Annotated in this window: 15 protein-coding genes, 2 tRNA genes and 1 pseudogene; 7 read left to right on the top strand and 11 right to left on the bottom strand. The window is 25.3% G+C overall.

The window, feature by feature from the left end; all coding sequences use genetic code 4:
- Positions 1–73: 73 nt before the first annotated feature.
- Together CG473_RS01400 and CG473_RS01395 are read right to left on the bottom strand one after the other, a co-directional pair.
- A complete protein-coding gene (locus CG473_RS01400) occupies positions 74–1,696 on the bottom strand; it encodes an ABC transporter ATP-binding protein (RefSeq protein ID WP_094254523.1) in 1,623 nt (540 codons plus the stop codon).
- Positions 1,674–3,269 carry an ATP-binding cassette domain-containing protein gene (locus tag CG473_RS01395; protein WP_094254522.1) on the bottom strand — a complete coding sequence of 532 codons (1,596 nt, stop codon included), beginning with the start codon at positions 3,267–3,269 and terminating at the stop codon, positions 1,674–1,676. Before CG473_RS01395 ends, CG473_RS01400 begins: the two co-directional genes overlap by 23 nt.
- Positions 3,270–3,511: 242 nt before the next feature.
- Here CG473_RS01395 and CG473_RS01390 point away from each other — a divergent pair, with 242 nt between their 5' ends.
- Entirely contained in the window at positions 3,512–3,787 is a 276-nt protein-coding gene (locus CG473_RS01390) for a hypothetical protein (RefSeq protein WP_094254521.1), read from the top strand.
- 54 nt (positions 3,788–3,841) lie between these two features.
- On the opposite strand, the gene CG473_RS01385 is transcribed toward CG473_RS01390, so the two are convergent.
- The 8 genes from CG473_RS01385 to CG473_RS01345 form a co-directional block, all read right to left on the bottom strand.
- Positions 3,842–5,617 (bottom strand): class III lanthionine synthetase LanKC N-terminal domain-containing protein, encoded by a 1,776-nt coding sequence (locus CG473_RS01385; protein ID WP_094254520.1) that lies wholly within the window; start codon positions 5,615–5,617, stop codon positions 3,842–3,844.
- A 354-nt stretch (positions 5,618–5,971) separates the two neighbouring features.
- Positions 5,972–6,184: a 50S ribosomal protein L31 gene (gene rpmE, locus CG473_RS01375; RefSeq protein WP_094254518.1), complete on the bottom strand. Its 213-nt coding sequence runs from the start codon at positions 6,182–6,184 to the stop codon at positions 5,972–5,974.
- 91 nt (positions 6,185–6,275) lie between these two features.
- A complete protein-coding gene (locus CG473_RS01370; protein ID WP_094254517.1) occupies positions 6,276–6,815 on the bottom strand; it encodes a thermonuclease family protein in 540 nt (179 codons plus the stop codon).
- Between the two features lie 121 nt (positions 6,816–6,936).
- The gene (gene fba, locus CG473_RS01365; RefSeq protein WP_094254516.1) at positions 6,937–7,809 is read right to left on the bottom strand and encodes a class II fructose-1,6-bisphosphate aldolase; all 873 of its coding nucleotides are present in this window, start codon (positions 7,807–7,809) and stop codon (positions 6,937–6,939) included.
- Positions 7,810–7,820: 11 nt separating this feature from the next.
- On the bottom strand, positions 7,821–8,123 hold the full coding sequence (locus CG473_RS01360; RefSeq protein ID WP_094254515.1) for a hypothetical protein: 303 nt from the start codon (positions 8,121–8,123) through the stop codon (positions 7,821–7,823).
- 29 nt (positions 8,124–8,152) lie between these two features.
- Positions 8,153–8,229 (bottom strand) — tRNA-Arg (locus CG473_RS01355).
- 49 nt (positions 8,230–8,278) lie between these two features.
- Positions 8,279–8,353: transfer RNA gene (locus CG473_RS01350), tRNA-Cys, on the bottom strand.
- Positions 8,354–8,380: 27 nt separating this feature from the next.
- Positions 8,381–9,193, bottom strand: a complete 813-nt coding sequence (locus tag CG473_RS01345; RefSeq protein ID WP_094254514.1) for an HAD-IIB family hydrolase — start codon at positions 9,191–9,193, stop codon at positions 8,381–8,383.
- Between the two features lie 65 nt (positions 9,194–9,258).
- Between CG473_RS01345 and CG473_RS01340 the strand changes: the two genes are divergently transcribed.
- A complete protein-coding gene (locus CG473_RS01340; RefSeq protein ID WP_094254513.1) occupies positions 9,259–9,996 on the top strand; it encodes a potassium channel family protein in 738 nt (245 codons plus the stop codon).
- On the opposite strand, the gene CG473_RS01335 is transcribed toward CG473_RS01340, so the two are convergent.
- Positions 9,993–10,871 carry a TraX family protein gene (locus tag CG473_RS01335; protein ID WP_094254512.1) on the bottom strand — a complete coding sequence of 293 codons (879 nt, stop codon included), beginning with the start codon at positions 10,869–10,871 and terminating at the stop codon, positions 9,993–9,995. The genes CG473_RS01340 and CG473_RS01335 overlap by 4 nt on opposite strands.
- Before the next feature lie 174 nt (positions 10,872–11,045).
- Here CG473_RS01335 and CG473_RS01330 point away from each other — a divergent pair, with 174 nt between their 5' ends.
- The 5 genes and pseudogenes from CG473_RS01330 to CG473_RS04355 form a co-directional block, all read left to right on the top strand.
- Positions 11,046–11,831, top strand: a complete 786-nt coding sequence (locus CG473_RS01330; RefSeq protein ID WP_094254511.1) for a MurR/RpiR family transcriptional regulator — start codon at positions 11,046–11,048, stop codon at positions 11,829–11,831.
- Positions 11,832–11,975: 144 nt separating this feature from the next.
- Entirely contained in the window at positions 11,976–13,058 is a 1,083-nt protein-coding gene (locus CG473_RS01325) for a hypothetical protein (RefSeq protein WP_094254510.1), read from the top strand.
- A gap of 307 nt (positions 13,059–13,365) precedes the next feature.
- The gene (locus CG473_RS01320) at positions 13,366–13,545 is read left to right on the top strand and encodes a helix-turn-helix domain-containing protein (RefSeq protein WP_094254509.1); all 180 of its coding nucleotides are present in this window, start codon (positions 13,366–13,368) and stop codon (positions 13,543–13,545) included.
- Positions 13,546–13,695: 150 nt separating this feature from the next.
- A complete protein-coding gene (locus CG473_RS04360; RefSeq protein ID WP_166623177.1) occupies positions 13,696–14,130 on the top strand; it encodes an IS3 family transposase in 435 nt (144 codons plus the stop codon).
- A gap of 264 nt (positions 14,131–14,394) precedes the next feature.
- Positions 14,395–14,517: pseudogene (locus tag CG473_RS04355) on the top strand (IS3 family transposase); the annotation flags it as partial.
- Between the last annotated feature and the right edge of the window lie 91 nt (positions 14,518–14,608).

Below are 14,608 nucleotides of genomic sequence, written 5' to 3'. Positions count from 1 at the left end.
ACTCAAAGTTTTTAAATGCCAAAAAAAATAAAAAATCAGTGTAAACTGACCTTTTATAAAATATAAATTTTGATTAAAGTTTAATAATTTTATTAAATTTATTTTGCTGTTGTTCATCAATACTATGAGATATAAACATAACTAATTTGTCATTATTTTCCAATATTCTTGATTCAATTTCTTTTCTTTGTTTTTCATCTATATTAGATAAAGCTTCATCATAAATTCCGAAATTTTTATTTCTAAAGAAATTTCTAGCTAAATCAATTCTTTGCTTTTGACCTGTTGATAAATTCAATATGTTTGAAGCTGGTTCATCAAAATTTATTAATGCAGATTTTTTGATTTCTGAAGAAACTTTATCATTTTCAGTTAGTGATATATTTTCATCAATTGTTAATTCAAAAACTTTATTTATATTATTTGTGTATGCAAGAGAATCTAAAATTTCTTTTTGAGATCATTTTTTTATATCCTTGTCATTTAATAATATTGTTCCTTCGTATTCTGTATTTATTTTCAGGATCGTATTAATTAATGTTGACTTCCCACTTCCATTTTTACCTAAAATCAAACATTTAGAATTGTCTTTATTTAGTTCGAATGATATTGGATTTGCTAATGATGAATTTATAAATTTAGAACTAAAATTAATAAATTTAATTGAGTTTATTATTTGAGATGATTCGAAATTATTATCTAAAATCATATTTTCAAATTCTGTATTTCATTTATCAATAATTTTTTTATTTGATTTGTAATTAACTAAACTGTCAGATAAAAGTTCTGTCGAAGCAATTGCTTGCTTAAATGTTTCGCTAATTGTTACCATAATAGCAATACTAGACAAAGCTATTACTGGACTTAGATTATCCCTATATAAAAATAAAATAATAATTAAAATATAAAATGCTAATTCATATAGAAATTGACTAAGTTGATTAATTGTACTTTTATATGATCTAGAATCACTTAAATCTTTATATGATTTGTTTCTATTTGAAATAGCATTACAAATTTTTTCTGATGCATATTTAACATAAAAATTTAGTGTTAAATATCTTAGCGAATCTATAAAATCACTTACTATTTGTGAAAACTTATCTTGAGTTTTACTAACATTTAACTCTCTATTAGAAATTAGATTTTTTAGTAATAGTGGTAAAAACAAATTTATTAAAACACCTACCACAAATAAAATAGCTAAAAGGATGTTAGAATCAGGATATGTTGCAAATAAAATAAATGTGACAATCAAACTTACTAATGTATTTGTTCAAGCGTTGAATATTTTAACTATATTTGTAGATAGTTTTTCAATATCTAAATTAAATCAATTGTGCAAAATTTCAAGCCCTATTTTTTGTTGGTCATTATAAGAAAGATGATTTGTAAAATCTACTAAATCATGGCGCATAATTTTTTGAATTTTCAACTCAAAAACGGCAACTAAATAATTTTTAGATGTTAAACCAATTATAGCTGCTACAGTGATTGCAGCTAAAACAGGTATACCAAGATAAAATTGATTTGCATTATTAATTATTAACATATTCATTAATGTTGTAATGTAAAATCCTCCGGCTATTAAAAATCCAGTGCCAACAATGTCTGAAATTATTAAAAGTATTGCAACCAAAGTAGACTTTTTTAAGTAATAATTAACCGGACGATTAAAATTTAATAACGTTGTCATATAATAATTTTTCTCCTTCTGTTGTATGGTGTTCAATTGCTATTAAAGTAATGTTTTGTTTTAATAAAAAATCTAGAATTTTATGTCTAGTTGATGCATCAATATTTGAAAGTGCTTCATCAACTATTCAAAGTTCTTTAGGACTATATAAAGCTCTTGCTAGCGCAATTTTTTGCTTTTCACCAGCTGAAAATTTTGCACTTTTTGAATCTGAATTAATTATTTTTTCTAGTCCTAGCAATTCGACAATTTTATTCAATTTAGTTTGAACAATTTGTGAATCTAAAACAATATTTTTTAAAACAGAACCAGAAAATATATAAGGTTCGTGATTTAGATATGTAATATTTTTTCAATAAGAATTTAAATCAATTTGATTAATTTGCTTATCGTTGATAAAAATAAAATCATTTTCTACTTTTGTTATCCCAATTAAGTGATCAAGCATAAAACTTTTACCTGTTCCGCTTTGACCTGAAATTAAAATTTTAGAATTATTTTTAACTAAAAAATTAATGTCTTTTTGTAAGATATTTTCTCCAGATTTAAGTTCAAAATTTTTAATGTTAATGGAATTTATTTTTTCTATATTTGCACCGTCAGTTTTTCTTTTAATAACTTTGAAAGCATTCAACATTTTTGAAGCACCAAGGACTGTAAAAACTGAATTAAGACTCATTGAAAATGCAGCACTTAATGTTCCACTATAACCAAGAATTGCAACAATTAAACCGACTTGTATATTTAAACTTGTAAAGCTAAAATACATCACACCTGCAATTACGAAAAATGAGGATTGAGCAAAAACAATTAAAATATTCAAGATGATTCCAAAGTAAGTCATTTGTCTATTTGCTTTTAAAATTTTATATTTATAGTTTTCAAAACTTCTATTTAGCAGTTTTGAAAAAAAGTTTGATTTCGAATTGAAGGTAAAAACATCTTTACTTAAAAATAAATAATTTGTGTCACCAACATACCTAGTTGAACTTTGTTGAATGTTTTGATATGCCTTATTTTGAAGCGGTCCTGCAAAAATTGAAATTGCTGTAACCACAATTAAAATAATTACACTAATTCATAAAAAATGAATTTGGATAATCGCGATAAAAACTAATGATGAAATTGTTGATGTTATAAATGAAACAGCTAAGTAAAATTCTTTAAATATTTTTTCATGAATGTGAACAGAAATATTAGTAAAGGCTGATTTATAATTAGCTAACTCTTTTTTATCCAAATTAGAAAATTCCAAGTCCTTTGTAAATGTTAATAGTAGTGAATTATTAGCTATATTAATATTGTAATTTACTAATTTAGCAGAAATTATAAATAAAGCAATTGAGCCAAATCCTAACCCAATAAACAACCATAAAAATAGTCTGAATGAATATAATTCTGTTGATAAAAAGTTTGATTTAAGGTTTTCAACTGTTAAAAGATTTGAATTTACAATGATTTCATTAAATAAATTACCAAAAATATAAAGTACAGCAACGGCGGAAATAGAGGCGATAATCTTTAAACTCACTGTTGATATAAATAAAAATTTGTTTTTAAGTAAATGTCTCATATTTACCTCCTTTAAATATACTTAATTAAATATTTTAGTAAAAAATATATATTTAGACCTTATTTTTCAAAAAATTTTAGAATGTAAAATATTTAATTTATGTTTAAAACAATCAAATTTTTAATTTTTTTACAATACTTAAAAAAGTAGTAAAAAATCAGTTTTAAATAATTAAATTTTTTAAAAAATTTTTGAATTATATATGTTGTAAAATTTACATATCTATTTAGAAAGGAGGAAATATGGATAATTTGAAAAAAGTTTTTGAATTTTTAAAACAATTAGATTCAAATGAAGACAATATAAAATTTGTATACAATGATGAAGTTGATTTATCTACATTTAAAAAAGCAGATCTAAATGCAAAAAATGCGTTCGATGATAAACAACAAAACGCAGCCGGAATAACAATTACTTGAAAATGTTCAGTTAATTCTAAATCTAAAGGTAGTTCTGAATCAGATTTAAGAAATTTTACAACAAAAAATTCAAGTAAATTCAACGGAACACCATTATAGCATTTCGTTTAAAAAAGTGTCGCAACACTGTGGGACACTTTTTTAAACGAAATGCTATAAAATTAATATTGGTAGCTTAGATAAAATTTTTAAAAAGAGTGAAAATTCCTCATCAGAAACTTCTCTAAATGAATTCGGATAATCAGCAATATATAATTTTTTTTCAACTATTTTAATGTTATAACTTCAATAACTTAACATTTTTACAACCATTGGAACGTATTCCTCATTTTCTAAATATTCAGTCGCTTTTAAAAGAGCATAACAATAACCAATAACTCCTTCTTCGAAAGATGTTTTTTGTAAAATTGAAGATAATAAACCATAAGATAATGTTTCGATAATTGCAACTATATAATCAGATTTTAATATACCTTGTATTTCAATTAATATCAATAACAAAAGTGCTGAACCACCATCAATAGAAGGGTTCAGAATATCTCCGTTATTTACATATAAAGACTCATTTGTAAATACAAGAATTTCCATTAATTCTGATTTAATTTCTTTTATTTTTGTGTCAATATTTTTCTTTGATATTGAAATTTGCAAAAAGCGGTAAAATGGTTTCTTGCGTTTTATATAGTTTTTTGCATCTTTAATAAAACTATTTTCGACTAAAGTATAATTTTTATTAAATTTATTTTCACAATTAATTGACATACAATAATTTTCGAAATTATCTAAAACTAAAAAACCATTGAAATATATTGATCTATCAAGTAAACTAAGTCGAGTATTTTCAGTTAATGAATTCTGGAATTTTTTTAATTCACTATAAAAACTTAGAAGTGAAGAAATTGTTAATTCATTTTTTAAAATATTAAGATATTCAAAAATTTTACTCATATTATGAGCCTTGAAATATTCAGAAGCTAAAAAAAATGATTTTTCCCCTGTATTGTCGATAAGTAGTAATCTATTAAAATTTCCACAATAATCTAAAATGGAATAAACTAATTGCATTATTTCCTTTTTAATTGGTTCCACACCTTTGAATCTAACGTCTCTATTTAGTTCATTTGATAATTCAATTTCCTTTTCTATTTCAAAAAAATATAAAGTTTCAAAATCAACTAGATTTCATTTAGAGCTTTTTTCATCAAGTACAAAATTCATTAATTTTAAATCATTTATTGCAATTCCCTTTTTTCAATATTTCAACACTTCATCAATTAAATTTGTCAACATCTGCGCGAAATAAAGTTTATCAATTTGAATATTATCGATACCGTGCAACACTCTAATATCTTTATATTCAATACCATTGTAGTATTCTTTCAAAAGAATATAATGATTGAATTTTTCAATTAAAATGGGTTCAATTCTAATCATCTGTAATTCAAAAAGCTTATTCAAATTTTTGAATTCTGTTTCAATAATTTTGTCAAAATTTAAATTTAAAAATTCATCACCATATTTTTTGGCAATTTTTACGATAAAAAAATTATTATCTATATCCTTAACTTTAGTTAAGACTCTGAAATTGTTTTCACTTACGACACTTATAAAAAAATATTTTTTTCCTTGTATAGTTATAAATTTATTTTTAAAAAAATAATTTGCAAGAGTAGGGGCTGGATTTTCATTTGTTAAAGTTCTTTTTTTGTTTTCAACAAAATCACCATACCTATAAAAACATCTACCTAATCGAAATTGCTTATCGCTTACAATCAAAGGAGATATCGAAAACGGAAGTATTTCATGTAAATTTTCTAGATGGTTACGTAAATCTGATTTATTTGCAATATAAATAGTTATAAATTTTCCGTATTGGATATAGTTGAAATTATTTGTAAAACTTTCGTTAAAAATATCAAAATTTTTCAAAATTTAAAAGTTAATAAATTTTTTAAGCAATAGTCAATTGTTTTTTCGAGAACCGGAACCAAGTCCTTTGCAAAAGTTGAAATATGTATTTTTCAACCTCTTTTTTGGTTTTCGGTTGAATTTTGAAACTCTTTGTAATGAAATCATTCAGATTCTATACCTCCAGCTTTTTTGCGCATTTCTTCAAAAAATTTATTCATAAAATTATTTTAAATTATACTTTCGATAATTAACTGATTTATTTTAAAACATACAGACATTTTATAAATATGCCGCCATACTCAACTAATAAATCCATAATCAAATAATTGTAATAAAAAAAGCACCTTGCAGTGCTTTGAAATAATAATTAAACTATTTTTTGTTTGTTTTAATGTAACGACGGTTAAATTTGTCAATTTGACCAGTTGATTTTGCCATTGATCTATCACCTGTATAAAAAGGGTGACAGCTTGCACAAATATCAGCATGGATGTTTGTTTTAGAACTAACAAAAGTGTATTTTGTTGAACATGTTGAACATGTTACATCAACACTTTGTGTTTTTGGGTGAATGTCTTTTTGCATAACTATCCTTTCACATAAACACATTTGTTTATATTTTTTAGTAATGCAATAATAACATATTTAGCAAAATTATTTTTGTAATTAAAGACAATTATTTAAAAATGTTTTGGTGTTTTGGAAATATTAATGCCATTTTTTCTATTCCCAATTTTCAAAATCCAGATTTAGTTTTTATAGCTTGTGATTGAACTTTTAAAAGTTCATTAAAGTAAGGTTCATCATCATAATGATATAAGCTGCCTTTTTCCAAATTGAAATATTTAACAATCGCTAATCCTTTTGAAAGTAAAATTTTGGCTAAATCGTCATTTTGAGTTATCACCTTTGCTACTATTCTCTTATATGGATCAACTGAAATTTTAGTTATGGATATTTTTTGATTTATTAAAACTTTTTTACTTAAATTTGTTGCTTCCAAAGCATATTTTCCTTGTAAGCCAGAATTAAGTATAGAATCAGTTTTTAATTCGGGTGTATCAACTCCAAACAACCTATAAGTATTAAAATCATCATAAAAAGTATCACCATCATAAACACTAGTTATTGTAGTGTGGTAAGTTTGTTTCGTATTATTCTGACAACTTACTAATGTAAAAATGATCGAAAGTGAAAAAACTGAAATTATTTTCATTCAAATTCTTGCTTTAATTTTTTTAAATCTTTTCTTCACACTTATTAATGCAAATTTTTATTCTAATTTGAAAAATTACATTAAAAAAATGCCAAACTGGCATTAAAATAATTAAATTTTACTAAGCTTTATCAACTGAGCCGAATTCGCTCATTTTTTCGCTTACAGTATTTATGATGGCTTCAATTCCGCCAGCATATATTTTTCTAGGATCAAAGTTTTTACCTTCATCAATTTTGCCTGAAATAACAAAATCTTTAATAGCAGCAGCATTAGCTAATTGTAATTCAGTATTAACATTAATTTTTGTTACACCTAAAGAAATTGCTTTTTTAATTTGATCTGTAGGAATTCCACTACCACCATGCAGAACAATACCTCGATTTCCGATAGCTTTTTTTAATAAAGTCAATCTATCAAAATTTAATGATTTTCATTCTTTTGGATATGGACCATGAATGTTCCCAATTCCACATGCTAAAACATCAATTCCTAAATCAACCATAATTTTGGCTTCAGCAGGATCAGCTAAATCACCATTTCCAACAATTCCATCTTCTTCTCCACCGATAGTACCAACTTCGGCTTCAAAAGAAACACCTTTAGATTTAGCAATTGCGAGTAATTCCTTAACATTTTTAACGTTTTCTTCAAAAGGACTGTGACTTCCGTCATACATAACTGAAGTATATCCAACTTCCATAGCCAATTTAACTTCTTCAACTTTTGTAGCATGATCTAAATGTAAAGCTACTGGTACAGTTATTTTTAAATCATCCATTAGTGCACTTACTAAAGCAGAAACAGTTTTCATACCACCCATGTATTTAACAGCTCCTAATGAAGTTGCTAACATGATTGGGCTTTTATTTTTTTCAGCAGCCATTAAGGCTGCTTTAGCTCATTCTAAATTGTTAATGTTAATATGAGGAACTGCGTATTTATTTTGTTCAGCCTTTTTTAACATGTTTGATGCAGATACTAATTTTGACATAAATCTCCTAATTAAATTGTTTCTTCATTTTTGTTTATTCAGCGAAATTCGTTATTGTCGCTAATTACAGATACGTTTCCATCTGCAATTAGATATGTATAAATTTCACCACGTTTTTTAATTAATAATTTTTCATAATCAATTCCAAATTCATTTGCTTGTTCTGTTCATTTTTGATTAAAATGAACTTCAAGCATTTCGAATATTTCTTGAAATGATTTTGATTCTGAACCAATAAATGAAATAATTAACTTTTGTAATTCAGTTAATTTTCGATGTCCTTCAAAACTAAATTTTGCGTTGTTATTGTTCATATTTCTCCTTTTTTTGGTCATTACTGATATGGCGCGCCAGGAAGGATTTGAACCCTCAACCTTCTGGGCCGAAACCAGACACTCTGTCCAATTGAGCTACTAGCGCATTTTTTCACTAATTACGGACTTGCACCGCGACCACTATTTTAGTGATATGGAGGCGCCAACCGGACTCGAACCGGTAATCAGGGTGTTGCAGACCCATGCCTTGGCCATTTAGCTATGGCGCCGTCTTTTGGTATTATAAAGGCATATAGCTATTTTTTTCTTACAAATTCAGAATAATTGGTAATTATTTTTGCTACTCCGCCTTTTTTGTGACTTGGACCAATGTAATCTGATTTTTCCATAAGACTTTGGTTACCATCACCCATACAAATTAAGCGGCTAACATAATTTTTAGTTGAAAAATCATTCATACTATCTCCAATATGAACAGCATTATCTTTATTTATTTTTAATTGTTCTAAAACATAACTAGTTGCATAACCTTTTGTTGCAGATTTATGGGTAATTTCAATAACCTTATCTTTATAGCTTGTTGTAATTGATAAATCTAAATTCATTTGTTTTAATTCTTCATATATTTTTAAAATCCGTTTTTGTTTTACTGAGCCTAATGTATATTTAAAAACAGTTGGATAAAGTGTGTTCAAATGTTTCATACTAAATAAACGCATTTTCACTAACAAAAATAAAGGAAACATTCAAACTTTACCACTATGTATTTTTTTATTAATTGCAGAATTAATAACAACGAATACACCTTTTTTATTCATTAAATATTCATTTAATAATTCAATTTCTTTATTTTCAATCGGTAGTGATTTCACTATTTTTCCTTCAATCATTATGATTGCTCCATTTAAAAATATTGCAGAATCAACATTTGATTTTGCCAAAATCTTCATAGTATTAAAAGTCATGTTTCTACCTGTTGAAAAAATAACTCTTTGTTTTCTAGACTGTGCTAATTTAACCGCTTGATAATTAGCAAAACTAGCATTGAAATGACCTATATCAACGAAGGTACCGTCTAAATCAATAAAATATGCATCAATCGAGTTCATAAGTTCTATTATAATAAAATAATTAAATCCTTAATGTAGAATTAATTGTATAAATGGAGGCTGGTATGTTTAAATACAAAAATGACATTGCAATAATTGGAATGGGTAGATTTGGTTCAGCTGTTGCGAATCAATTAATTAAAATGAATAAAAGCGTGGTTATTATTGATAGTGACGAAGAATTATTAAGACCGTGAGCTGATCAAGTTAATTCAGTTTATGCAGCTGATGCTAGTGATTTAAATGCTTTACAAAAAATTGGAATCACCGACATTAAAACAGTTATAGTTGCTGCTCCTAATAATATTGAAATTGTAGCTACTTTATTAGAGTTAAAAGTTAATAATATTATTGCACGTTCAACTAATGTTAAACATGCTAGAGTTTTAAAACAAATTGGAGTTGACAGAATTGTTTTACCGGAAATGGAATCAGGAACTAGAACCGCTTTAATTGCTGGAAATGATAATTTTATTAAGTTTAGTGAAAACATGAACGAAATCGGTGATGGTTTTGTTATTTCATCAACAAATTTATATAATTCAAAAATTGAAGGCAAAAAATTAAAAGATTTAAATTTAACAAAACGTGGTGTAAGTATCATTTTGATTAAACAAAATAATGTAAGTAAAATTCCAACTGGAGATACTGTTTTAGGTCATGGTGATTTAATTACAATGATTGGTAAAATAGAATTAATCAATGACATAATAATAGTATTTAATCGCCAAAGAAAAGAAAGTAACATTATAAAAGCAGCTAAAGATGCAATGCAAAATGCTGAAGATATAGACTTAAATTAAAATAAAGTAAGTGCTGGCAATATAAAACTAATTGCATAAGCAGAACTAAACCATATAGTTAAAATAAAATGACTATATGGTTTTTTAAATGAATAAAATAAAAATAACGGAATTGTAACTAATGAATATAGTTGAATATTTGAAGTAAATCCAATTTGATTAAATATAATGTTGATTAAAATAAAACTAATTATGAATGCAATTTTGAAAAAGATTAGTTTATATTCATGGTTGATTTTATTAAAGTAATAGTAAGCTAAATATGAAGTTATAATCACGCTATAACCGTAAGTTTGATAATCAATATAAAATCTAAAACTGCTTGAATTTATAGTCGCTCTAATTGGAAATGCTTCTAGAGAAAAGAGAATGACAAAGATGGAAATAATTAATCCAAAGCCAATTAAATTATTTTTTGTATGAACAAAACCAGATAAAGTTCCTAAAAAAAGTATATACATTATGTTTAAATAAAGTGGTTCTAATTGAGTACTAATATTTGTAAAATAAAAAATAAGTACAAAAACATGAATTACAATTGCAAGAATTAAAAATCTTAAAACATAATATAATTTTCTGCTTGTGTAGTTAATTCCTAAACCGGCTAAAAATCCAAAAATAGGAAAAGCAATTCTTCCTATAATTCTCATGCTAACATAATTTTTATCAAGTGGAGTTAAGGCTACAAAAGCAAAATGATCAACAAACATTGTGATAACCGCAATTCATCTAATTATTGTTGATGTTAAAAATTCTCAAGAAAATGTGTATTTATTGAATTTAATTAGTGCATTTACACTACTTAAAAATCCATGTTTGAATTCATTGATTTGAATTTTAATTGATCTTGGTTTTTTAAAAGGAGTTTTAAACATTTTATAAATTATAGAATAAAATGCCTTTAAAGAAATTGTTATCTAATTAAAATTTCTATTCGATTCTTAATTTTTATTTGATATTTCCAAAAATTCAAATATCATAAATTTTTAAAAATATATTCTTTTATTTATGAATAATAATTAATATTATTTATATATTAAAATTAATAAATGTTAAGAACTAAAATAAAAGAACACTTAAGTGCATTTGCAGATAATCTTAGTTTTCAGGAAAATAAAATACTGAATTATATTTTCGATAATCCACTTGCGTTTATAAAGCGAACTAGTGAAAAATTATGTAAAGAATTATTTGTCGGTAAAAACACTATAACAAGTTTAAGTCACAAATTAAAATTTAAATCAGTTAGTCAATTAAAGAAGTTTATTAAATCTATAACAGAATCAAATGAATCAAATGATAATTTGTTCATAGAATGAATGTCCAAAATATTCTTTAATTATCACAATGCATTTATGAATTTTCAAAACGAATTTAATAAACAGAATCTACATAAAATGCACGAATTTTTAAAAGAAACAAGCGTGACAATGATATATAGTACAGGAAGAATGGTTTTTCTATCAGTTTATGGAACGGATTTATTAAATTCCAACGGGTGTCTTTCGGTAAAATTTAATGACCTTAGCGAATTAGAGGCAGCTTTAAAAAATTTTGAAAACCAAAAAGCAACAATTTTATTTTTTAAAAAAGATACAAAGAGAAAAAGTTTTCAAGATCTCATAGAACGATTAAGCAAAAATGAATTGTGTAATTTCATAATAATTTCTTCTACAAACGAAAACTATAATACAGATCGAGCATTAAAATTTTTTGTTCCAAAAGATAATTATGAATTTAATTTTTTGGCTGTAAATTTTAGAATTAAGGGAATTTTTTTATTGGATTTAGTTGAAATAATCTTTAAATATATTAAAAACAGAAAAAGTAATTAATTTTGATTATATTTAATATATATCGGGAATTCCCATGTGCGAGAATAAAATTAAACTAAATTCCTTGGCAATGAAAATTTCTAAAATATTTTGATGATAATTATTTTGTGGTAAAACACAAAATTAAATTTTAGGAGTTTCATTATGAAGAAAAAAGTTATAAAATTAATATTAAGTGGTGTAGGAATCGCTTTAATTCCGGCGATAGTCACTGTACCTTTAATTATCTCGAATAATCAAAATATGTCAAATTTAAATAAAATCAGCAATTTTGAAATTGGAAAAAACATTACATATAAGGAAAAAATAAGTAAAAATTCTAAAATTATTTCTAATAATTTGAATGAAATTTCTGAACAAGAAAAATCTAAAATTAAAGCTGATATAATTCAGAAAATTAACTCAAATATTGAAAATAATTTAAACTTAAATGTCATTGATGTCAATAAAAATATTGACTCTTCAGTAAGATGAAATAAAGAAGAAACAAATGAAATTAAAATGAGGGTTTTATCTGAGATTAAAAATAATATCGACTTGTTCATGTCGGGAAGTAAAACATTTGAAGATTTCATGTCTATAATAGATAAAAATGGCTATAGTTACAAACAACAAGAAGAAAATTACATAAGTTTTAAAGAAAATAATAAACACAATGAAAGCGAATATAAAACTGTAAATTTAACATATTTAAATAAAGATATAAACATAAATAGAAGTTATAGAGCAAATTTTGCGAATGTAAATGTTCATCATGCACTACATAAATTTCAAGAAGCCGGAATACAAGCCGGAATAATGGCAGGGGCAGCTGCAGCAATTGCCGCAGGATATTTTGTCGTTTCATTTTTTACTGGTGGCGCTACATTTAGTAGTGGAGTTGCTGCTAGTATTCAGGCAACTCTTTTTGCTGTAGAAGGTTTGGCATATGGTGCATTTTACGAAAGTGAAAAAAACAGCCCATCATATAAAAGAGTGGAATATGATTATTTCTTAAGTAAAACTGGAAATTATTATTATGGCGCATTTACTACTGCAAAAATTGGTTACCATCTTTTAAATTGGTTGTATAATGTCAAAAAATTTGTTGATGCAATTACAATTGCGTCAAGAGCAATTCAAGCTGGAGTGTCATCAACATCATGAGCAGCTCCGACAGGACTTGCATTTCTGTTTTTAGCAGATGCAACTCTAAGTTTAGCTGCAGCTATGTATTCATATATGTAAAATGACCGGACATGAATTAACAATAAATGTAGCGAACCTCTTAAGTAGGAATAAATCTGAAATTAACGATTTTTTATAAAACTAACATATAAAGACAATAACAAAAATGCTGAGGAAATCAATAAAGATATTCCTATCAGCCAAATTGCACAAACTTATCAAGTTTAGTCGTTCCACTGTCTTGAGAATAAAAAAACTACTTTCAACTAAGAAATGTGGGATCAAAGAGGAATAATACACTATTTACACACAGGAATTCAAATGATCTTTAATCAAAAATTATTAAAAAGGTATATCTTTACCATAATTGTCAATTGACTATAGTATTCCAAACGGAGCATCTGCAATTTATCGATTAATAAAACAATATGAAAAATATAGAATTGATTCACTTGCTTCTAAAAAACGTGGAAGAAAGAGAATCAATTTTTCGAATATGAACAATAATAAAAAAGAAAGTCCTGTAAAAATAATGAAACCGAATTAAATAATTTAAAATTCAAAGATCATTAACTTAAAAAGGCAAGATATGAAATTGAGTATTTAAGAGCCGAAATGATTACTTGAAAAAGCTGAAAGCCTCACTTTTATCATTAAAAAAGAACTTAAGAAAGAAAAAATCAAAATAGCTTTTGAATTGAGCAAAAATTTTAAATCTACATATTTTTATAACTTGAAACGTCTAGAGTTAAGTGACAAAGACAAGGAAATACACAAAATTTTTGAAATAGCTAAATTAAACAATTTTAGTTACGGATATAGAAGAATAAAATTAGAATTACTAAACCAAAATATTGTAGTCAATCATAAGAAAATCTTAAAATTATGAGCAATTTATCACTTTCTCCACCTAAGAAAGCGAAGAAATTTAAAACTTACAAAGGCAAAATTGGAAAAATTGAAACCAAATTTGTTAATTGAGAAACAAATTGTAAATAATAAGGAAATATGCATTAAAATTTTAAAGTTAATAGAATTAATGAAAAATGAGCGACTGATGTTACAGAGTTCTCGATTGCTACTGGGAAATTATATTTGTTACCAATTATCGATTTATCTAGCCGTGAAATAGTTTCAAATTCAATTTCCAAAAGGTAAGTTTCAAGCCGATAAAAGATATGTTATAAATTGCCTTTGATAAATTCAACAATTTGGATTTGTTCAGTTTTTCACATAGAACAATGATGTCTATATCAGATGAGATATTACTAGATAAGTTAAAAAAGAACAGAATTATTCAAAGCATGTCCATAAAAAGAAATTGCTCGGAATAATTTTATTATCGAAAAATTTTTAGTATTTTGAAGACTGAAATGTTTACAAAAAACCAAAATGCTTTAATTCTTTAGATGAATTAGTACTAACCATTATTAAATATATTGATTATTATAATAATAGAAGAATTATAGCAAAATTTAAAATGAATGTCCCCTTATTATATTTAGACAACACTGCATAGAATATATATAATTTTTAGTCTAGCTTTCTGGTGCCACTAAAATTTTGACTACTACCAGCTGATACTTAAATATGAATTCTTATTTTACAAT

It is taken from the genome of Mycoplasma testudineum (genome assembly GCF_002245785.1).
Classification (GTDB): Bacteria; Bacillota_I; Bacilli_A; order Mycoplasmatales; family Metamycoplasmataceae; genus Mycoplasmopsis_B; species Mycoplasmopsis_B testudinea.
The sequence above is the reverse complement of the archived record's forward strand: the minus strand, read 5'-3'. Positions and strand labels throughout refer to the sequence as shown.